This is a genomic window from Salinimicrobium catena, assembly GCF_900102915.1.
Taxonomy (GTDB): domain Bacteria; phylum Bacteroidota; class Bacteroidia; order Flavobacteriales; family Flavobacteriaceae; genus Salinimicrobium; species Salinimicrobium catena.
In genome coordinates this window covers 331,384-351,909 of the sequence record NZ_FNGG01000002.1, presented here as the reverse complement: position 1 = coordinate 351,909, position 20,526 = coordinate 331,384, and the positions used below count along the sequence as shown (strand labels likewise).

The following is a 20,526-nucleotide window of genomic DNA, read 5'->3' as shown; positions in this document are numbered from 1 at the left end:
GAATGACACCCCTTGTTGAGAAAGCTGAAAAATTTGTCAAGAAATTATTCCGAGAAAAATTACCCAATACTTTCATTTATCACAACTTTAAACACACACAAAGGGTAGCTAAAAGTACTAATGAATTAATTGAAAAATCTGAAATTCATGTTAAACAAAAGGAAGCGCTCCTTTTGGCGGCATGGTTACATGATACCGGCTACACCGAAACCTACTCGGGGCATGAAGAAAAAAGTATTGAGATAGCGAACGATTGGCTCAGGAAAAATGGGGCCGACGAGGAATTGATCAGCGATGTGAGCCGCTGCATAAGGGCCACCAAAATGAGCGTGGAGCCCAGTGACCTTCTGGAAAAGATCATTAAAGATGCCGACACTTCTCACCTGGCACAGGATTATTTTAGTGATGTAAGTGAATTACTGCGGCAGGAACTTCGGCTGCAGCACATTAAGAATTTTGGTGCCCAGGAATGGGTGGAACAGAACATCAAGCTCTTTACCCAAAAGCACCAGTTCTATACAGATCATGCGCTGAAGAAATGGAAGGAGCAAAAAGATAAAAACCTTCAGGACCTCCTGGAGAAAGAGAGAAAGATCAAGAAAAAGATCGCCAAGGAAGAGACCAAGGCGAAATTAAAGGTAAAATATAAGGATAAAAGTCCGGACAGGGGAATTCAAACCCTTTTTCGGGTGACCATGAGAAATCACCTAAAGTTAAGCGATATTGCGGATGCCAAGGCGAACATCCTGCTTTCGGTGAATGCCATCATTATCTCGCTGATGATCGCCAATCTAATACCGGACCTTACCGCACCCACGCCAGATTATCACCTGATGATACCAACGTTGGTCCTAATTTGCTTTAGCGTAGCCTCAATAATTGGAGCTATCATGTCTACCAGACCTGATATTACTACCGGGGAATTTACCCGTGAACAGGTCAAAAAAAGGGAAGTGAACGTCTTATTCTTCGGAAATTTTCATCGCATGCCATACGACCAATTCGAGTGGGCAATGAACGAGATCATACACGACCACAGTTACGTTTATGAATCGCTGATGAAAGATCTTTACCTCCTGGGAGTAGTGCTGAACAGGAAGTACCGATTACTGAGGATCACCTACAATATCTTCATGGTAGGTATTATTCTGTCAGTTTTAAGTTTTATAGTTACCTATTACGTGGTCTAATCCAGTTCGTTGATCAGATCTTCATAGGTGATGACCTGTTCTGAAGAGTCTTCACCGGGCATATTGTAAAGTACATCCACCCGTATGGCTTTTAAGCCTATTACACCCTGTACATCTTCCATTTCCAGCATTTCCACATTTTGCCCCAGGTATTTTTTGGCCTGCAGATATTCAATGTAGCGCAGGTATTCGCGTTCATCTTTCCTGTTGGAATAAATGATCGCGATCTTCCCTTTTTCAGTGATCCTTTCCTCGGTACCTTTAATAAAGGCCTTGTCTATTCGCTTTTTAATGATCTCGTATCGCGCGTTGTAAGTACCGTCAACATCGAATTTCTTCTCATCCATTCGATAACGGATAGAAAGGGTGCTGTTGTAAACGAGTATTAAGGATGCAGCCTCCAGCTTTAGCGGCATGTTTTCCTGCACCTGGTAGAACCTGTTTTCCATTTCACACATGGTGCTCAATTGCCATAATCTAAGATTGAAGAGGTAAACTTCATCAAAAGGTTTTATCCTGTCGTTTGTAAGGGCGGCGCCAATGTAAATATTATGCTCTACCCCGTCGGTCTTATAGCGTTCAAAGTAATGCGGATAGATCTTCTGGGCCTCGACCTGCTTGCGATCAATATATCGGGCCATGGTTCGGTTGATCTGCTGTACAGCCTCATCATAATTCTTCCGGTGGTTGTAAATAATACCGGTATCTGAATTGATCTTCTTCCGGTAGTTCTCAACACTTTCCTTTAAACGAGGAGTCTGTTTCTGAATATGATCCAGTACCGGACGTATTTCCCGCTGAAGCAGATTGAACACCTTTTGTTCACTGGAGGCGTTCAGGCTTTGAGAAAGTTCATCTTCAAATTCCTTTATCCGGAACTTTACCTGCTCATAAATGTCCAGTTTCTCCCTCGCTTCGGCTTCATCCACTATCTTTCTAATGAGCAGCAATTGATCGAGTAGATCCCGCTGAATCGCATCATTACGGGCTTCCGAAGAAGCCACAATATCTATTTGCCCAAAGAGGGGATGAATATTTTCAAAAGAAATATCCTTAAAAGACGCCAACCCGTCTTCATCAAGGTCTTTGATGAATTTTCGAGCCTCCTTTTCAAAGATCCAGAGCACGCTGGGATGTATTGAGGTACATTCGCTCTGAATGACCGCCTTCACCCGGTTCTCATATTCGGTTTTATTTCGCTCTACCGCAGTGACGATGTAAGGCAGGATATCTTCAAGCTTGGTAGCGTTCACGCTGTTGAGCTCATTCTTTCTGAAGGAGGCGATCTCAAGAACTCCGAGTAAAATATCATTTTTGGCAATGGGCGCTAAAATGGCACTTTTCACTCCTCTCTCCATAAGGTTTTTTCCGAGGAGATTATCGGGATAATCTTTCGTATATTGTTCAATATTTGAGATAGAAAAGTAAGTATGCTGCTGCATCAAAGCTTCATAAGCGTCATCTCCCATCGCCGCCCTGCAATCAAGGGTGCTTTCTGAATTGAGAATGAAGCTATTGGTACCCTTTCCACCCATTTTTTCAAAACAAGATTCCTGTTCGTTGTAAAGCGTAAAACCGACACGAAGATCCGGGATCTTATAAATGGACTTAAATATCTCTTCAAATTTTTCGACCTCTTCCTTTCCTGAAGTATTCCGTTGCAACAAAGTCGTTTTCAGATCAGAGATGGCGTCGTCTACTGTTACATCGGTAAGAGTAATAATGGTAAAACCTTTAAAGATCCAACTGCGCGGAGGAAATTTTTTCTTCCACAGCTCAATATCTTCAATATTCTGGAGCAGGGAATCAACATCTCTATCAGAGATCTCAATGGCCTGCTCTGTAGGTTCTATCTCGACAAAATCTGAATTCAGGTCAATCCTGTAGTGTCTAATGATCCCTTTTTCATCGGGTATATCATAATACAATGGGCGCGAAAAATCAATATCGTAACCATAATGAGTGTTCAGGATCATGATACAGGCAAAAATGTAATCCAGATCCTCATTAAGGTTTCTCATGGAAAGATTATAATCCTCCCCTGCCTCTTTCAGAATTTCCCTGAAGCGGGCCGTAGAATTAAAGATCACATTATGAAATGGAATAGAGATAGCCTTGATCTGGTTTTCAGAAAGGATCTCTGGAAAAAGGTCTTTCATAAGGATCTTTATAGGATCTTTATATTTCACCAGGTCCTCTCCACTTTCAATCCCTTCAGTAAGCGCCGGAAACTGCGCCACATAATTCAACATCTTCTCAATGTATTCTCTGGAGATCGTACTGGTCTCACATTCCAGCTGCCTCCGGTAAAGCTGAGTGATCTTATGAAAGCTGATCTTGATATTGAGGGGAAAATCCTTTTGCTTCTTCATATTTTAAAAATAGATATTTTCTCCCCGAAGCCTGAATTGGCTCTTTATATTAACAATATTTTATACAAATGGGGTTCCGCACAAATACAAGTTGATTATTTTTGCACAAAACAATTAATTATGCGCAAAATTTTAATGCTTGGTGTACTTGCTGCTTTTGCTTCCTGTGAGGAGGACAAAGAAGGCTACTTCATCAGCGGAACGGTAGAAAACGCTACCGAAGGACAAGAGATCTATGTTTCTGAACTTAATGAAAGTAATACTCAAACTGTACCCGTTGATACCGTACAAGTAGTTGATGGAAAATTTGAGCTTGACCTGCCTGAAAAAGACAGTCCGGCCATTAGTTTCCTGAATTTAAAAGGTACCAGGGGTAATATTTTATATATCGCCGACAATACCCCTATCTCTTTTACTATTTACCCGGACAGTCTTTACGCCTCTACAGTGACGGGCGGAAAAGATAACGAGATCCTTTACAATTACCTGGGTGAGATCAAGGAGAATAACAGGAAAATGGGTGAGGCAAGAAACGCCATGAGAGAGGCTTTTTCCACTCAGGATACAGCGAAACTGAAGGCTCTACAGCAAACTCAGCAGGAGATCACCGATAAGGATAAAGTGAACAAAAAGGAACTGGTAAGCCAGAACCCAAATTCTATAGTATCGGTAATGGTACTTCAGGATATGCTGAACACTAAAATGTATTCTACTTCTGAACTCAGGACTCTCTTTGATAATCTTTCTGCGGAAGTAAAACAAACTTCCCTGGCTCAAAATCTTGATCAAAACCTGAAGAACATGAGTCGCACCGATGTAGGCAACAAAGCACCCGGTTTTAGCGCTCCAACCCCCGAAGGTAACGAGCTGTCGCTTCAAGAGGCACTGGGCGAGGTAACTTTGGTTGATTTTTGGGCCTCCTGGTGTAAGCCTTGTAGAGTTGAGAATCCTAATATCGTAAAGGTTTATGAAAAATACCACGACAAAGGTTTTAATATAATTCAGGTTTCTCTTGACCGTCCCGGTCAAAAGGACAAATGGATAAAAGCTATTGAAGATGATAATTTAGGTAACTGGAATCATGTTTCAAACCTTAAGTTCTGGCAGGATCCTATCGCTGCTCAATATGGGGTAAGGGCTATTCCTGCAGCCTTCCTTCTTGATAAGGAGGGAAATATCGTAGCAAAGAATTTAAGAGGCGAAAGTCTTGAGCAAAAGGTTGGTGAACTTTTGAACGCTGAAGCTTCCAATTAATATTCTAACACACTTATAGAAAAAGCCTCCAAAAATGCAATTTTGGAGGCTTTTTCATTTTAAGTTTTCTCAGTTATCTACTTCAGAAGAAATCCAATATTAACTTTTGCCGTGATCTCCATTTCTCCCGGAGCCAAAGTCTCCTGCTGCTCACTATCTGCAGCCTTCATTTCCATGGTTCGGTACATGGGTAGAGGGTAATTTCCATTTTCTATCTCGCTGATGGTATGAGCAGCTCCAATTTCCTGCCCTAGTGCTCCTGCAAATTCCTCAGCCTTTTGCCTCGCATCTAAAACAGCCTTTTTGCGGGCTTCAGATTCCAGTTCTTCTCTTTTGGACGACTGAAACTGGATCCCATTGATCCTGTTCAAACCAGATTCAAGTAAACCGCTCATAAGCTTCTCGTATTTGCTAAGATCATCAAGGGTAATAGAAATAGCCTGGTTAGCTGAATAAAAGGTTTCTTTAGACTGGTAATTATAATCTTTATTTAGGGTAATGTATTCGGTCTGAAAATTTTTGGAAGGAATATCCTGTGATTTCAGGTACTTGATCACATCATTTACAACCTTGTCATTTTGCGCCTTAACTTCAGTAGCATCTTTTCCCGTATGTTCTATTCTGGCCCTTATAACCACTTTATCGGGAACCACTTTTACGGTACCTTCGCCGGTAACGTTGACCAGTGATACAGGTTTTTCCTGAGCCATTCCGGCTATACATACAAATAGAGAGAGGGTAAAAATCAGTTTTTTCATAACAAATTTGGTTTAGTTTTTGTTTTTGGCAAAATCAATACCAATTATCCTATTTTCCCCGCTTTTTGCAGAAAAAATAATAATACAATTGGGATAGCAAGGAGAATGACCATCAGTAAATGATCTGTAAAGATCCACGGCGCAAGTACCAACGTTAGAAGGTAACCCCCTACGGCTCCTCCAAAATGGGCATCGTGACCAATATTTCCCAATTGTCTTTTCATTCCGTAGATAGAATACAGCATATAACCAATTCCGAAGACATAAGCCGGAATGGGAATTGGTATCAAGAAAAGATACAGGCTCATATCAGGGTACAACAGTATGGCTGCATAAATTATCCCTGAAACCGCCCCGCTGGCACCTACGGCGTTATAGGAATAATCGTGTTTATGAAAGTAATAGGAAAGCAGGTTACCCACAAGAAGGCTGGCAAAATAGATCAGTAAAAATCCAATGGTACCCATAGAATCTATTACCACATCGGCAAAGAAATAAAGGGTTAACATGTTCAGGAAAAGATGGGAGGTGTCTACGTGAAGAAATCCGGAAGAAAGAATTCTGAGTTTCTCCCCTCTTTTTACGGCTGCTGCGTTGAATTTATATCGGTCAAAAAAATATCTATCTTTAAATCCTTTGTATGAAATGATGACGTTGGTGGCAATTACCAGTATGGTCACCAGGTTTAAATCTCCCATGAACGGTTCTGTTTACTGCCAAATATAGCATATATTTGCCTAAATTTTTTTCATGCAGCGTTTAGTTTTCTGGCTTGCTTACCCCCTGCTCTGGTTTGTTTCCATTTTACCCTTCAAACTCTTCTACATGGTTTCTGATGTGGTATATGTGCTGGTGTATCATGTGGTGAGGTATCGCAGAAAAACAGTCACTTCAAACCTAGAGCTGGTCTTTCCAGAAAAGTCTTCCGAAGAAATAAACAAAACAAGAAAAAAGTTCTACAAGCACATGGTAGATATGTTCCTTGAAATGATCAAGAGCATTTCTATTTCAAATGAAGAGCTGAAAAAGCGGTTCACCTTTACCAACCTGGAGGAACTCCAAAAGATCAGGAAGATGAACAAGAGCATTATCCTTGCCTGTGGGCATTACGCCAGTTATGAATGGATGAACGCACTACAACTATATGGGTTGGATTATAAAGGCTTCGGAATTTATAAAAAGGTCAAGAACAGATATTTTGACAAGCTGGCAAAAGACATACGTGGGAGATACGACGGAGTTTTAATATCGACCAGCAAAGCTACCAAGACCATAACCGAAAACCAGGAAAAAGGAATTTTAGGGGTATACGCAATGATCGCAGATCAATCTCCTAAATTAAGCCGAACCCGAGCCTGGGCCAAATTTATGGGAATAGGTGTTCCGGTATTTACAGGAACAGAAAAACTTTCAAGAAGCCTGGATATGGCAGTGGTCTACCTTCATGTAGAAAAAGTGAAGAGGGGGTATTACGTAGCTACATTTAAACCCCTTACCTGCCAGCCGAAACAAGAGCCTGAATATGAAATTACCCGCCAATACTTCAGCTTACTGGAAGCACAGATAAAAAAGGCTCCCGAGTATTATCTCTGGACCCACAAAAGATGGAAACACCGGAATGCTTCCATCCCTCATGATGCCGTAGTCATTAAACCAGATTAGCTATTTCTTTGATCTCGGAGATCATTTTTTGTGCAACCTCATCGGCCTTTTGTTGTGAACCGGCCTCTGTATAGATCCTGATAATAGGTTCTGTATTCGATTTTCTCAGGTGCACCCAGTGATCCTCAAAATCTATTTTTACACCGTCTACCGTAGACACTTCTTCTGAATCATATTTTTCCTCCACATCTTTAAGGATCTTATCCACATCCAGTTCGGGTGTTAGTTCGATCTTATTTTTGCTCATATAGTAGGAAGGATAGGTTTTACGAAGTTCAGAAACCTTCATTTTTTTCTCGGCTAAATAGGTCAGGAATAAAGCTACTCCCACAAGACTATCCCTTCCATAGTGCAATTCAGGAAAAATGATCCCTCCATTGCCTTCCCCACCAATAATGGCATTGGTATCCTTCATTAGCTGAACTACATTTACTTCGCCCACGGCACTCGCTTTATAAGTTCCACCGTGTTTTTGAGTGATGTCTCGCAACGCCCTTGAAGAAGAGAGGTTACTCACGGTATTTCCGGGGGTTTTGCTCAACACATAATCGGCACAGGCCACCAGGGTATACTCCTCTCCAAACATCTCTCCATCCTCGCTGATAAAAGCTAGACGATCCACATCCGGGTCGACCACAATACCAAGATCGGCATTCTTTTCCTTAACAAGTTGGCAGATGTCTGTAAGGTGTTCTTTCAAAGGTTCCGGGTTATGCGGAAAATGACCGGTAGGTTCACAGTACAACTCGATCACATTCACTCCCAGCCTTTTCAGTAAACGCGGAATAGCGATACCTCCTGTGGAATTCACCCCATCAACTGCTACTGTAAAATTGGCTTCAGAAACCTTTTTTGCATCCACCAAAGGCAGCATTACCACCTCTTCAATATGAGTATCGATATAATGAGTGGCCGGTTTAATATTTCCAAGAGAGTCTACATCTGCGAATTCAAAAGTGGCTTTTTCAGCCATATCCAGGATCTCAGCGCCGTCAGAACCGCTTAAGAATTCCCCTTTTTCATTCAACAGTTTAAGAGCGTTCCACTGTTTGGGATTATGGCTGGCTGTAAGGATGATCCCGCCGTTGGCCTTCTCCATTGGCACCGCCACTTCTACAGTAGGGGTTGTGGACAGGTCAAGATCTATGACATCAATTCCCAGGCCTATGAGCGTGTTCATTACCAGTTGCTGGATCATTTCTCCCGAAATTCGGGCGTCTCTTCCCACCACTACTTTCACTGAATCTCCTTCTGTACGTTCTTTAAGCCAGCTGCCATATGCCGCTGCAAATTTCACTGCATCTATAGGTGTAAGATTATCTGAAGGCTTTCCTCCAATTGTTCCTCGAATTCCGGAAATCGATTTTATTAAGGTCATTAAAGTTGGTTTAGTATTAGAAATTAACTTCGGCTCACAACGTCCTATGAACAGGATTTCTTCCGAAGGCATACAAATATACAAGGCTTCTGAAGCAGTAACAAAACTTAACAAAAATTAAACAGTCAAATTAGTACCTTAGTCTGCATGAATTTTCTTGCCCATATATATCTATCAGGAAAAGATGAGGAGCTCACCGTTGGGAATTTTATCGCCGATTCAATAAAGGGCAGGAAATATCTTGATTATCCTCCGGGAATTCAAAAAGGCATCCTTCTGCATCGCGCAATAGACACTTATACAGATGCTCACCCTGTGGTTAGAAAAAGTGCCGGTCGACTTTACAAAAATTACAGTCATTACAGTCCGGTGATAGTGGATATATTTTACGACCATTTCCTGGCTTCGAACTGGAGCTACTATTCCGACCGGCCACTGGAGGACTTTATAGCCGATTTTTACCTGCTACTGAAGAAAAGATTCTCTATACTTCCCAGTGCAGTACAGCAATTTTACCCTTACATGGTTGAAGACAATTGGCTGTTGAGCTATGCGAGCATCGAAGGAATTAAACGCATATTGTATCAAATGAACCGGCGCACCAAAGGCAGATCAAAAATGGATGAAGCCGTCAAAGAGCTTAAGGAACATTATTCTGAGTTTGAAACCGATTTCAGGACCTTTTTTCCAGATCTGCAGGAATATTCAGACCAAAAGATCAAATCCCTTTTATGAAAAGAATTCTACTATGGGCTTTTATCGCCCTACACCTCTCCTGTAAAACAACAATTCAAGAACTTCCGGCCACCCACCTTAAGGAAGGCCGTGGCGTAACAGCCAAAAACGCGATGGTGGTCTCTGCCCGTGAGGAAGCCTCTAAAATAGGATTAGAAGTTCTGAAGTCCGGCGGGAACGCTTTTGACGCTATGGTGGCTACAGAAATGGCCCTGGCAGTAGTTTATCCCTTTGCAGGAAACCTCGGCGGAGGTGGCTTTATGGTCTATAGAATGGCTGATGGGGAGACGGGCGCATTGGATTACAGAGAAAAAGCACCTTTAAGAGCCCACAGGGATATGTACCTGGATGAGAATGGAGAAGTTGTTCCTGAAAGGAGCCGCTTGGGAGGACTGGCCGTAGGTGTCCCGGGAACGGTAGCAGGAATATTCGCTACCCATGAAAAATTTGGGTCCAAACCCATGAAGGACTTATTAGCTCCTGTGATCGCACTGGCTGAAAAGGGATTTGCGGTCTCCGATAATCAGGCGAGGAATTTCGAGCATTACCGGGATCTTTTCCTGGAAGTGAATATAGACACCATACTTTTTGCAAGGCAACACCAATCTGGAGATACAATTAAAAATCCGGCGCTTGCTAATACGCTGGAACTTCTTGCGGAAGGTGGAAAAGAGGTTTTTTATGAGGGGCAGGTTGCGAAGCAACTGATAGATTTTCTCCAAAGCCATGGAAGCATTATCACTTTAGAAGATCTGGCTGCCTATGAAGCTAAATGGCGGGAGCCGATATCTGTAAAATATAAAGATTATACTGTGCTCTCGATGTCACCGCCTTCGAGCGGCGGAATTGTACTTTCCCAGATCCTCAAGATGGTCGAACCTTACCCCTTGAGAAAATTCGGACACAATTCTTTGAGATCAATTCAGGTTTTAACCGAAGCAGAAAAAAGAGCATATGCCGACAGGAGTCATTTTCTGGGAGATCCCGATTTTGTGGAAATCCCCACCTCCTTCCTCACAAGTGTGGAATATTTACACAATAGAATGAAATCCTTCAGTTTTGATAAAGCCACTCCTTCAGTAGAAATAAGTCATGGAAATATACCCGGTTATGAAAGTATGGAAACAACCCACTATTCAATAGTAGACCAGTATGGGAATGCAGTATCAGTTACTACTACGCTTAACGGCGCCTACGGCTCAAAGCTTTATGCAGAAGAGCTTGGTTTTTTCCTGAACAATGAAATGGATGATTTCAGTGCAAAGCCCGGAGTACCCAACATGTTCGGCCTTATTGGCGCTGAGGCAAACGCTATAGAACCGCAGAAAAGAATGCTGAGTTCAATGACCCCAACTATAGTTGAGAAGGATGGAGAATTGTTCATGGTCCTGGGGTCTCCCGGAGGCTCTACTATCATAACCTCGGTCCTCCAAACAATCCTAAACGTTACCGAATATGGCCTTACCATGCAACAGGCTGTGAATGTGGCAAGGTTCCACCACCAGTGGCTTCCTGACGAAATCGTGTTTGAACCCGACTCTTTTGATCCTGAACTTTTGGAAGAACTAAGAGCAAAAGGATATGAATTAAATGAAAGAAATTCCAGGATCCTGGGAAAGGTAGATGCGATCTTAAAGCTGGACAACGGCTGGCTTGAAGGCGGTGCAGATCACAGGGGCGATGATACTGCCGTTGGTTTTTAAACATAAAAAAACCCGGCGTAAAGCCGGGTTATCTTACAATTCTTGATTGGATATCTTACACCCAATACCATCTATCATTGATCAATTCTACTCGTTTATATCCGTATTTAGTACTGAAATACCAGGTATCAAGATAACGAAGCACTGTTAATCCACTTATGTAATAGGTCTCCCCGTTTACATAAATTTCCTCTTCGGTCTCACCACCCGAGCTATAAGGGTACATATTATTAATTCCAGTAACATCTCCTGACGATAGACCACTTCTTTGAATGTTAAAAGTGCTTCCGTCTTTTTTAACAATAGTAGGCTGCCCATTAGCAGAAAAGGAATACGAACCATACATCATTATAGATCCAAAATCTAGAGCACTGGTGAACTCTGCTCCATCAAATCCCTGATCGGCATATGTGTAAAAATTATGTTCTCTTCCACTCTGGATATTACCATAATTAATAGTGATGTAGTTCTCTCTGTCTACCCTGCTTTGTTCGTGCCACAGGCCTATTGCGTGACCTATTTCATGAATAGTATTTCCAGTAGAGCAGCTGCTGGAAAGCGTAATATTCTGTTTTCCCCCAATCATTCCAATATAAGAGGAGCAACCTGATCCGCTCACGAAATAGACATAATTGGATTGCGAAGTTCTCTCAACAAATTGAATATTGGTTTTTGACTCCCAGTGAGATATAGCATCGTATACCCTGGATTTATTATCTAAATTACTGTCTATGGCATAATATACAGTATTATTTGGCCATCTTGCCGAAGTTCGCCCCACACTTTTGTTCTCAGGCGAATCTCCCTTATCATACACTACCTGCACTTCTTCTGCAGATACCATGTCATTTGGTAAAATTATGTCTCCCTGATAAACATATTCCCCATTAAATTCTTCAACAGGAACTTTATGACCCCCAAAGTACATTTCACGTACACTTCCGGGAGCATCAGCATTAGCAACTTCAGCCATCGCATCTGTTTCAACCATTTCTACGGCAGTCTCCGTACCGTCTACTTCTTCTAATTCATTAGGATCGTCTTTACTACATGACGCCAATAAAGCCAAAGCTGGCAACAAATAAACAAATTTCAACTTTCTCATAAGTAGGTGTTTTGCATTAGTTAGCAACATACCTTTGGGTAGTACATTGCTTTTATGATTATTATAGGTTTTGATGATTTCCAATTTTTCGTTAAAGCTAGATTCTGAAAACATAAAAAAATCTTAATTTGATTCTCTGCTGTAACATTTGTAATAACTGTGCCAAAAAAAAAATTCTGTAAACTTTAACTTTTAAATGATCTTTCTTTTTTAAATCTAATTCGCTAATCCTTTAAACAGGCCCATTTTTTAGATCATTTGAAAAAATTCATGTTTCAGATTAACGAGATTTTATATACTTTAATCTGGTCCAAAAATATAAATTAATATTTTTTTAAACCTTTTTAATTAAATTTTAACACTCTGACAATAAGTATTTTCTGTTAAGAAGAATAAACAGTTTTAAAAAGATTTAATTTTTTCTGGAAAGGAATGTGTTAAAAAGAAGAACAAGTAAAAACCAGTAAATTAAAAAGGAGTGAACATTATAGTTTTGAAATAAGTGACAATGGTTTTTATCCCTTGAGAAGACATTGTAAAGGTTGCTTTTAAGCTACTGGAAGAACATTATCCCGAATTCTGAGGCTAAAAACCGGCACATACCTTCTTGTCGCTAACCACCTAACGAATAATAAGTAAAGTGATTACTTTTTTTTGAATATTGGATACTCCAGGATCGGTTGGGAGACAACTTTTTCTGATGACAATATATACCTCCTGGTGCAAGGGATCTATATTCTATTTCATCCAGAAAGCCATCTTACTTTTAATTTTCTGAGCCGGTGTTACCTTTCATCTGGATATTAAACAAAGCTTAGATGATTTCAGATTAAGATACCATGTTTTTGTTTATCAAAACAAAGTCGTACTCCGGCCCTATGTTCAATAAGGATCTTGGGCTTATGAGTCATTTTGAACCTTTTTCTATCTCCTATACAACTGTTAATTTAAAGCCCAAATTAATCTTTCTGGTTACGCTTTACCACTTGTTCTTAAGTGGTTTCATAAGTAAGCCGGTCTTTGTTTCAGGACAGGCCATGAGTATAAAAAAAGCTGCCCAGAAGGACAGCTTTTTTCAAAGGAGTTTATAAAAACTATATTAATTGGAAACGTCGCAATAGTTGACGGTAACTTCCACATCAAAGGCAGCATCACCAAAATCTCCTTCAACTGTTCCAGTTACACCTGATTCGGGCTCAGTGGTTGAATAACACTGGATCAGTGCTTCAGACTCAACATACACTTGAAGATCTGTCAATTCGTAGGGAGCAACAGGAGTTACACCTACAGTTAGATTTCCAGTAGCTTCATCAACCTGAACTGTAATATCCCCATAAAATTCCTGAGAAATTACAAATCCATCCTCAACTGTAAGAGTTGTAGCTTCTGAAGTTTCACATCCTGTTACAGGAGCTGGAATACAATCAGCTATTTGAATTGGACAACCCACTTCGTCAACTTCTGTCCCCTCAGGAGTATTTGGACATTGATCTACGGAATCTACAACCCCGTCATTATCCTCATCGTCATCCTCAATTGGACATCCTACTTCATCGACTTCAACGCCTGATTCAGTACCAGGGCATTCATCAATAGAATCAACTACGCCGTCATTATCCTCATCACCTTCCTCTACAGGACATCCTACTTCATCAACCTCAACTCCGGCTTCAGTATCAGGACATTCATCAATGGAATCTACCACTCCATCATTATCTGAATCCTGATCCTCTACAGGACAGCCATTATTGGACGCTGGTCCTGCTTCATTTGGACAATCATCTTCAGAGTCTATAACACCGTCATTATCTGAATCTTCAGGTACCTGACCATCATCACATCCAAATCTTAGGTGCTCATACTCTACGGCTTCTTCTCCGTCGAAATTGGCCATGATCTCAGCTCTGCTTAAGCTTCCGGTTATTACCATTTGCTCTACATCGCCATAAGCACCTTCAGCATCCCAATCTAACAGGGTGATGGTATAGTCAATGTATTCCTCTTCATCACCATATGTTTCAATATTAGGCAGTGCGAAGCACAATGGCTCAGCGAATAGATCTCCGTCTTCGTTAGTTCCTGTAGTATTCTCTACTCCACTGTAAATAGTATTTCCGTCAATAGAAATGTCTACAGAATATCTAGCAGGGAAGTGACGTCCTTCTGGAGTACAATAGTTTGCAAAGAAGCAGTATTCAAAGGCTTCATTCATATCCAGTTCAAAGAACATATATCCATATTGGTTCACATCTCTGTCATCATAACAGATCACAGAAACATCTACATATTTTTTAACTCCTGCACCAAGATTAATATTTAGTGGCAGAGGATTGTCAACAAATTGAGCCAGCACACCTCCTTTTGGAGCTAACCAGATCAATGTTCCTTCTTCATTATATACTGCGAAGTGATCAAGAGAATAGGTCCCGGGGGTTAACTCTAGTTCTGGAACTTCTTCTGTAAAAAGTTGTCCTGCTACCAGGTCTACTCTAAATGGTTCAGTTGTGGTTCCTACAACTTCGTCTTCTCCCTGCATAAGTACGATCTCTACATATGCAGCGGTATCGTCTGTACATTCTGGCATATCTCCAATTTCAGATTGCTTATTGGAGGATTTATTTGCCAGATCCTGTACTATTGCTCCAAAGGACAAAGTGGCCTTTTCGGAGTCTGGGTTTACACCCGAATCTTCATCTTTACTACATGAAGTAAAGAGCAGCGCAAAAACTGCCAGAAAACTCAAGTAAAAATTGAATTTCTTCATAGTCTGTTAGTTTTAATTAATAATTATTAGAATGGTTAATTTTTATAATATGGAAGCTCCAACAGGCGGATAAGCAATAGCTTTCCACCCGTCAGAAATTCCATTTATTCAATGATCTTATTGATCACATCCGAATCTCAGGTGGTCATATTCCACTGCTTCGGTTCCGTCAAATTTCGCCATCACTTCAGCTCTGCTCAGGCTTCCGCTGATCTCCATTTGGTCAACATCTCCATAAGCACCTTCCCAGTCTAGTAGGGTTACTGTATAGTCAATATACTCTTCATCATCACCATATTCAGCAAGATCTGGAAGAGCGAAACATAATGGGTCTGCATAGAAATCACCGTCCTCATTAGTTCCGGTAGTATTCACTACTCCACTGTAGATAACATTTCCATCTATAGAAATATCTACAGAATAATGGGCTGGATAGTGACGTCCTTCAGGAGTACAGTAGTTTGCAAAGAAGCAGTATTCAAAGGCTCTGTTGATGTCCAGTTCAAAGAACATATAACCATATTGGTTTACGTCACGGTCATCATAGCAGATAACAGAAACATCTACATACTTCTTAACTCCGGCTCCAAGATTGATATCCAAAGGAAGTGCATTGTCTACAAACTGAGCCAAAGTACCGTCAGCTCTTGGTGCTAGCCAGATCAAAGCACCTTCTGCATTGTAAACTGCGAAGTGCTCTAAAGAGTAAGCTCCTGGATCTAGTTCCAGTTCAGAAACTTCTTTAGTGAATAATTGTCCTGCTACCAGGTCAACTCTGAAAGGTTCCGCTTCGGTTCCCACTATTTCAGTATCTCCCTGCATAAGTACGATCTCTACATAAGCAGCAGTATCATCGGTACAAAAAGGAAGGTCTCCTATAACATCAGTAGATTGTTTGTTGGAAGATTCATTAGTGAGGTCTTCTACCAGTGCTCCGAAAGAGAGACTGGCTTTGTCAGATTCGGGGTTTACTGCAGTGTCTTCATCTTTGCTACAAGAGGTGAAAAGCATTGCAAAAATTGCCAAAAAGCTTACATAGGTTTTAAAAGTTTTCATTAGATAATTGGTTTTTGATTAATATTTAGAATGGTTAATTATTAGTTCACTTTTTAAAAAGAGGCCAAAAGTTGCCTTTTGGCCTCTTTACTTTACTAGTCTAAGTTTGAAACTTCTCCACAAGCTACAGGAAGGTTTCCTATGTATTCTCCTCCTGCATTACCGCCGTGAACTACTACAGACATATCTTCCCATGCCGGTAAGTTCATTCCGTTTAGGTCGAAAGTTCTTGTATAGGTATAAAAACCTTGTGCACTGGCAGCCGGGAATGACCCATCTTCATTGTCGAGGAAAAGTTTGGGTGCTCCGTAATAAGGCGCACCTTCTTCCAGACTGATCCAACCATCTCCATTTTCATCGGCTTCCATAGGTGGACAAGTTGAATTAGTTCCATCTTCAAATCCGTGAAGGTGTTGTGCATGTTGCTGGTTTGGAGTAACACCTGCCGCAAGAACTGTTGCTTTTAAAGTGTTACCCTGTACTTCAAGGTAGGTCAAAGCAACTGACTTGCTATCGTTCATTGGATAAGCACAAGTCTTGTAGTAATCTGCTTCAGACTCAGGATCTTCAAAGATCGGTGCAGAATCATCTCCACATCCTTCACCTTCTCTAAAGTGATAGTAATCAAGATTGTTATCACCATCAAAGAAAGCTTTTACAATATCATCTGTTATAGATCCGGTTCTGATAACTCTCTCAGTTACTTCTCCATATTCATCAGATGATCTTAATGTGATCTCGAAGTAGTAGTTATCAACACCTTCTTTGTCCGGAAGAGCAAAGCAAAGTGGTTCTGCATAGAAGTCTCCATTTTCGTAGTACCCGGTTTCATTAGAAACATTGGTATAAAGAGGAGCTCCTGCGGCACTGGTTCCTGACCATACACTCACGCTGTATTCAGCAGGATAGTGTCTTCCAGATGGTGGGCAATAGTTACCGAAGATACAGAACTCTATCGCCTCGTTAGTGTCGATATCGAAGAACTGGTATCCATATTCGTTAACATCCCTGTCATCGTAGCAAAGAACAGAAACGTCAACATACTTTTTAACTCCTGCTCCAAGATTGATGTCCATTGGCAGTGGGTTATCGATAAAGTCTGCCAACACGCCACCTTTTGGTGCAACCCAGATCAATTCATCTGCGTCATTGTATACCATAAAGTGATCAAGAGAATAAGTACCAGGCTCCAACTCCAGTTCAGGCACTTCTTCAGTAAAAACCTGTCCTGCAACCAGATTTACTCTAAAAGGAGCATCTGTTGATCCCACTACAGCCGTTCCTCCCTGGGAAAGAACAACTTCTACATAGGCCGGGGTGTCTTCTGTACATACCGGCAGATCATCTGTGGTGGTTTGCTTGTTACCTGATTTTGAAGCGAGGTCATTTACAATAGCCCCAAATGATAGGCTGGCTTTGTTTGAGCTGTCGTCAGCAACAGCTGGTTCATCTTTACTACATGAAGTAAAGACCAATGCGAACATTGCGATTAAACATAAGTAGCTTGAAATTGTTTTCATAAGAATTTTGGTTTTTGATTAATATATAATGGTTAAATAATTCCTTTTTTAAGCCTCACGTAACTCGGGGCGTTTGTTTAACTGCACCGGGAAACCCGGTGCAGTTTATTTAATCTATTAGTCTGCAGGACAAGCCTGTACATGAACTATCAGCCAGAATCCGCCTCCATCTTCATCAGTAAATGAATAGCTCATTCCGTCTTCATCAGTATTATCGAACTGACCAGGAGCTGAGGTAGTAGGTTCGGCTTCGCCTATATAAACATGAATATCACTGAATTCATTACCCTCAAATGCTTCAAGTTCAATTGTGTATTCATCACCTTCTGCAGTAACGGTCACATTACCTACCCAGTAACCTTTTTCCAAATCATTTTGTCCGGCTGCTGCCCAAATTTGATAAACGCCAGGACCATTGGTTCCATCTTCGCCAACACCTACGTGTTCAGCCCATCCCCAACGGTTATTGGCTAATCCTAGATCCCAGAAGGTAGTGTCACCATACATAATAGCAGTTTCGCAGTTTTCCACTACATCTCCGGTATCTCCACCGTTATCTCCACCTGGGGTTTGATCACAGGCATTTCCTTCACCATCTCCGTCAGTATCAAGTTGTGTTGGATTCCACACATTTGGACAATTATCGCAATCGTCAGGTATACCGTCTTCATCCATGTCTGCAGCATCATCATAGCCTGGGCAGATATCACATTCATCTCCTACTCCGTCTTCATCAGTGTCTGCCTGATCTTCATTAGTGTCTAGTGGACAATTATCACATGCATCACCATGGCTATCATCATCTGAGTTTGCCTGGTCTGGATTAGGAATCAAAGGACAGTTGTCATCATCATTAGGCACACCATCGTCATCATCATCGCCCGGAGGTGGGGTTTCACCATCACAGTTGAACCTTAGGTGTTCATAGTTGACGTTATTTTCTCCATCAAAATTATCCATGATATCCTGAGCGGTAAGCGTACCTGAAATCACAGTTCCCGGAGCGACAGTTCCGTAGTTATCTGGCCAATCAAGAAGTGTTACTTCATAATATAGATATGGTGTGTTTAGATCATCATTGTCTGGTAATACGAAACATGCTGGCTCGGCAAAATAATCTCCGTCCTCATTCACTCCGGTTACAGGTGTAACACCGGTATATAATGGAGTTCCTGTGGCGTCAGTTCCCCACCAGATGTTTACGCTATAATTGGCGGTGTAGTGTTTTCCATCTTCTCCAGGTGGACAGTAGTTAGCAAAGAAGCAGAATTCTACAGCCTCTGTAGCATCAAGTTCAAAGAACAAATATCCGTACTGGTTCACATCCCTGTCGTCATAACACAAAACAGAAACATCAACATACTTTTTAACCCCTGCTCCCAGGTTTATACTTAATGGTAGTGCGTTATCAACGAAATCAGCTAAAACTCCTCCTTTTGGCGCTAACCAGATAAGTTCTCCCCCTTCGTTGTAAACCGCAAAATGTTCCAGTGAGTAAGTTCCAGGGTCAAGTTCCAGTTCGGGAACTTCTTCTGTAAACACCTGTCCCGAAACAAGATCTACTCTAAAGGGAGCTCCTTCAGCTCCTACAACTGCCTGATCTCCCTGCATCAAGATGATCTCCACATAAGCGGCGTCATCATCACTACACGCCGGTATATCTCCGATCTCCTGTTTATTGGCAGATTTATTTGCCAGATCCTGTACTATTGCCCCAAAAGACAAAGTTGCTTTCTCATCAGGATTCACGTTATTTTCGTCCTTACTACAGGCGTAAAACAACAATGCGAATACCCCCATAAACGCAAAGAATAATTTAATTTTCTTCATAATTGAAAAGGTTTTTGATTAATAAATATTAGAATGGTTAATAAACTTCATTTTGTGCTTTTCTTACAAGCATTTTAAATGTAGGATTTATCCTAATCCTCATCAATGGGGAAAAACCCCTATTTTTTAGATCTCTATCATATTATGGTTAAGAGCGAAAACAATGCTCTCGACAATAGTTCCTGAATGGGTTCTTTTGATAATATTGGAGCGGTGTTTCTCTATGGTCTTGGTAGAGATACACAGCGCTTCAGAAATTTCTTTTGTTTTATAACCTTTACATAATAAGGTGATCACTTCTTTCTCCCTTTTGGTGAATTCCCTTTCCTCATGATCATTAGAATTGGAAAAACAATTTTCTATTTCAGGGGAAGAAGAACCAATTTCTTCGTTGATAGGAAGTTCTTTTCCGGTTAAGTTGATCATCATGACCAACTGGCCTCTCAGATTCTTATCCAGTTTGGAAAAGGTGATCTTGGCTTCCCTTAATTTGCCATTCATCTGCAATGCCGCAGTAGTACTGGCTTTCATATGTTTGCTTTTATCAAATTTGCGTAGGGTTTCCTTGATCTTCAATTGATTTTGCTCTGTCATAAGATTTGACAGTCTCATTTGGTGTGGTTTAGCAACAAAGAAATCCCTTTTAAAGGCGTCGTTCATAGCAATGATTTTCTCATCCTGGAGAAGGATCACAGGATTTCCCAATAAGTTGAAAAGGCCCATAAAAGCATCTTTCCAATAATTGGTCAAACAGCGCTTCATTTTTATGGTGTCCTCAATTTGCTCAACAAGGTCCTTACAGTTAGTTCTAGCCTGCAGGATCCCGTCTACTTGATCTTTGATCTTTTTATTTATAAAAGGTCTGTCTTCAGGGCTCACCAGAAGAAAGAGAAAGCTTTTATTTAGAAAATGAGTAGATTTAAAGTTCGTTAGGCTGCGTAAGGAATCGGGCCCAAGGGAAGAATGATCTATAACCACGACATCTGGAAGATAACTAAGTGCTAAAGGATAACCTGCATGAATGCTTTTTACGGTAGTTATCTCGTAAAATTGACAGGCTTCATTATCTAGGTCAGAGGTTAAATTTGTGTTCTTGGTAATTAGTAGTAGTTGTTTCTTTTCCATAGTATTTTGTCAACCATTTTTTACATTATCTTCCTACTAAGGAAGTTTCATACACACCATGCTCCAAAAAGCGG

15 protein-coding genes are annotated in these 20,526 nt (G+C 41.0%); 5 read left to right on the top strand and 10 right to left on the bottom strand.

Going from position 1 to position 20,526, the window contains the following annotated elements; translation table 11 throughout:
• The first annotated feature begins 2 nt into the window (after positions 1-2).
• On the top strand, positions 3-1,190 hold the full coding sequence (locus BLS64_RS06130; RefSeq protein WP_093112628.1) for a Pycsar system effector family protein: 1,188 nt from the start codon (positions 3-5) through the stop codon (positions 1,188-1,190).
• Here BLS64_RS06130 and BLS64_RS06125 read toward each other — a convergent pair.
• Positions 1,187-3,562, bottom strand: coding sequence for a GAF domain-containing protein (locus BLS64_RS06125; protein WP_093112627.1), 2,376 nt, complete (start codon positions 3,560-3,562; stop codon positions 1,187-1,189). The genes BLS64_RS06130 and BLS64_RS06125 overlap by 4 nt on opposite strands.
• A gap of 120 nt (positions 3,563-3,682) precedes the next feature.
• Between BLS64_RS06125 and BLS64_RS06120 the strand changes: the two genes are divergently transcribed.
• Positions 3,683-4,816: a TlpA disulfide reductase family protein gene (locus BLS64_RS06120; protein WP_093112626.1), complete on the top strand. Its 1,134-nt coding sequence runs from the start codon at positions 3,683-3,685 to the stop codon at positions 4,814-4,816.
• A 77-nt stretch (positions 4,817-4,893) separates the two neighbouring features.
• Here the strand turns inward: BLS64_RS06120 and BLS64_RS06115 are convergent, their stop codons facing one another.
• Together BLS64_RS06115 and BLS64_RS06110 are read right to left on the bottom strand one after the other, a co-directional pair.
• On the bottom strand, positions 4,894-5,574 hold the full coding sequence (locus BLS64_RS06115; RefSeq protein WP_093112625.1) for an SIMPL domain-containing protein: 681 nt from the start codon (positions 5,572-5,574) through the stop codon (positions 4,894-4,896).
• A gap of 44 nt (positions 5,575-5,618) precedes the next feature.
• On the bottom strand, positions 5,619-6,272 hold the full coding sequence (locus tag BLS64_RS06110) for a rhomboid family intramembrane serine protease (RefSeq protein ID WP_093112624.1): 654 nt from the start codon (positions 6,270-6,272) through the stop codon (positions 5,619-5,621).
• Positions 6,273-6,324: 52 nt separating this feature from the next.
• Here BLS64_RS06110 and BLS64_RS06105 point away from each other — a divergent pair, with 52 nt between their 5' ends.
• Entirely contained in the window at positions 6,325-7,236 is a 912-nt protein-coding gene (locus tag BLS64_RS06105) for a lysophospholipid acyltransferase family protein (RefSeq protein WP_093112623.1), read from the top strand.
• Here BLS64_RS06105 and glmM read toward each other — a convergent pair.
• Positions 7,223-8,614, bottom strand: coding sequence for a phosphoglucosamine mutase (glmM, locus tag BLS64_RS06100; RefSeq protein WP_093112622.1), 1,392 nt, complete (start codon positions 8,612-8,614; stop codon positions 7,223-7,225). The two genes, BLS64_RS06105 and glmM, sit on opposite strands and share 14 nt — an antisense overlap.
• A 147-nt stretch (positions 8,615-8,761) precedes the next feature.
• Between glmM and BLS64_RS06095 the strand changes: the two genes are divergently transcribed.
• Both BLS64_RS06095 and ggt read left to right on the top strand, forming a co-directional pair.
• Positions 8,762-9,349: an acyl carrier protein phosphodiesterase gene (locus BLS64_RS06095; protein ID WP_093112621.1), complete on the top strand. Its 588-nt coding sequence runs from the start codon at positions 8,762-8,764 to the stop codon at positions 9,347-9,349.
• Positions 9,346-11,052 (top strand): gamma-glutamyltransferase, encoded by a 1,707-nt coding sequence (gene ggt / locus BLS64_RS06090; protein WP_093112620.1) that lies wholly within the window; start codon positions 9,346-9,348, stop codon positions 11,050-11,052. The genes BLS64_RS06095 and ggt overlap by 4 nt, the downstream gene beginning before the upstream one ends.
• A gap of 55 nt (positions 11,053-11,107) precedes the next feature.
• On the opposite strand, the gene BLS64_RS06085 is transcribed toward ggt, so the two are convergent.
• The 6 genes from BLS64_RS06085 to BLS64_RS06055 all read right to left on the bottom strand — a co-directional run bounded on the left by BLS64_RS06085 (position 11,108) and on the right by BLS64_RS06055 (position 20,452).
• The gene (locus tag BLS64_RS06085; protein ID WP_093112947.1) at positions 11,108-12,157 is read right to left on the bottom strand and encodes a M12 family metallopeptidase; all 1,050 of its coding nucleotides are present in this window, start codon (positions 12,155-12,157) and stop codon (positions 11,108-11,110) included.
• A gap of 1,099 nt (positions 12,158-13,256) precedes the next feature.
• Complete coding sequence (locus BLS64_RS15430) at positions 13,257-14,921, bottom strand: thrombospondin type 3 repeat-containing protein (RefSeq protein ID WP_218124600.1); 1,665 nt, start codon at positions 14,919-14,921, stop codon at positions 13,257-13,259.
• 117 nt (positions 14,922-15,038) lie between these two features.
• Positions 15,039-15,977: a hypothetical protein gene (locus tag BLS64_RS06070; protein WP_093112618.1), complete on the bottom strand. Its 939-nt coding sequence runs from the start codon at positions 15,975-15,977 to the stop codon at positions 15,039-15,041.
• 95 nt (positions 15,978-16,072) lie between these two features.
• Positions 16,073-17,461 carry a hypothetical protein gene (locus tag BLS64_RS06065; protein ID WP_093112617.1) on the bottom strand — a complete coding sequence of 463 codons (1,389 nt, stop codon included), beginning with the start codon at positions 17,459-17,461 and terminating at the stop codon, positions 16,073-16,075.
• 153 nt (positions 17,462-17,614) lie between these two features.
• Positions 17,615-19,297 carry a thrombospondin type 3 repeat-containing protein gene (locus tag BLS64_RS15425; RefSeq protein ID WP_317039629.1) on the bottom strand — a complete coding sequence of 561 codons (1,683 nt, stop codon included), beginning with the start codon at positions 19,295-19,297 and terminating at the stop codon, positions 17,615-17,617.
• Between the two features lie 156 nt (positions 19,298-19,453).
• Positions 19,454-20,452, bottom strand: coding sequence for a response regulator transcription factor (locus BLS64_RS06055; protein ID WP_093112616.1), 999 nt, complete (start codon positions 20,450-20,452; stop codon positions 19,454-19,456).
• Between the last annotated feature and the right edge of the window lie 74 nt (positions 20,453-20,526).

Excerpts from the sequence above, each read along its gene's own strand:
- BLS64_RS06130 (WP_093112628.1), top strand. The coding sequence starts at position 3 with ATGACACCCCTTGTTGAGAAAGCTGAAAAATTTGTCAAGAAATTATTC.
- BLS64_RS06125 (WP_093112627.1), bottom strand. The coding sequence starts at position 3,562 with ATGAAGAAGCAAAAGGATTTTCCCCTCAATATCAAGATCAGCTTTCAT.
- BLS64_RS06120 (WP_093112626.1), top strand. The coding sequence starts at position 3,683 with ATGCGCAAAATTTTAATGCTTGGTGTACTTGCTGCTTTTGCTTCCTGT.
- BLS64_RS06115 (WP_093112625.1), bottom strand. The coding sequence starts at position 5,574 with ATGAAAAAACTGATTTTTACCCTCTCTCTATTTGTATGTATAGCCGGA.
- BLS64_RS06110 (WP_093112624.1), bottom strand. The coding sequence starts at position 6,272 with ATGGGAGATTTAAACCTGGTGACCATACTGGTAATTGCCACCAACGTC.
- BLS64_RS06105 (WP_093112623.1), top strand. The coding sequence starts at position 6,325 with ATGCAGCGTTTAGTTTTCTGGCTTGCTTACCCCCTGCTCTGGTTTGTT.
- glmM (WP_093112622.1), bottom strand. The coding sequence starts at position 8,614 with ATGACCTTAATAAAATCGATTTCCGGAATTCGAGGAACAATTGGAGGA.
- BLS64_RS06095 (WP_093112621.1), top strand. The coding sequence starts at position 8,762 with ATGAATTTTCTTGCCCATATATATCTATCAGGAAAAGATGAGGAGCTC.
- ggt (WP_093112620.1), top strand. The coding sequence starts at position 9,346 with ATGAAAAGAATTCTACTATGGGCTTTTATCGCCCTACACCTCTCCTGT.
- BLS64_RS06085 (WP_093112947.1), bottom strand. The coding sequence starts at position 12,157 with ATGAGAAAGTTGAAATTTGTTTATTTGTTGCCAGCTTTGGCTTTATTG.
- BLS64_RS15430 (WP_218124600.1), bottom strand. The coding sequence starts at position 14,921 with ATGAAGAAATTCAATTTTTACTTGAGTTTTCTGGCAGTTTTTGCGCTG.
- BLS64_RS06070 (WP_093112618.1), bottom strand. The coding sequence starts at position 15,977 with ATGAAAACTTTTAAAACCTATGTAAGCTTTTTGGCAATTTTTGCAATG.
- BLS64_RS06065 (WP_093112617.1), bottom strand. The coding sequence starts at position 17,461 with ATGTTCGCATTGGTCTTTACTTCATGTAGTAAAGATGAACCAGCTGTT.
- BLS64_RS15425 (WP_317039629.1), bottom strand. The coding sequence starts at position 19,297 with ATGGGGGTATTCGCATTGTTGTTTTACGCCTGTAGTAAGGACGAAAAT.
- BLS64_RS06055 (WP_093112616.1), bottom strand. The coding sequence starts at position 20,452 with ATGGAAAAGAAACAACTACTACTAATTACCAAGAACACAAATTTAACC.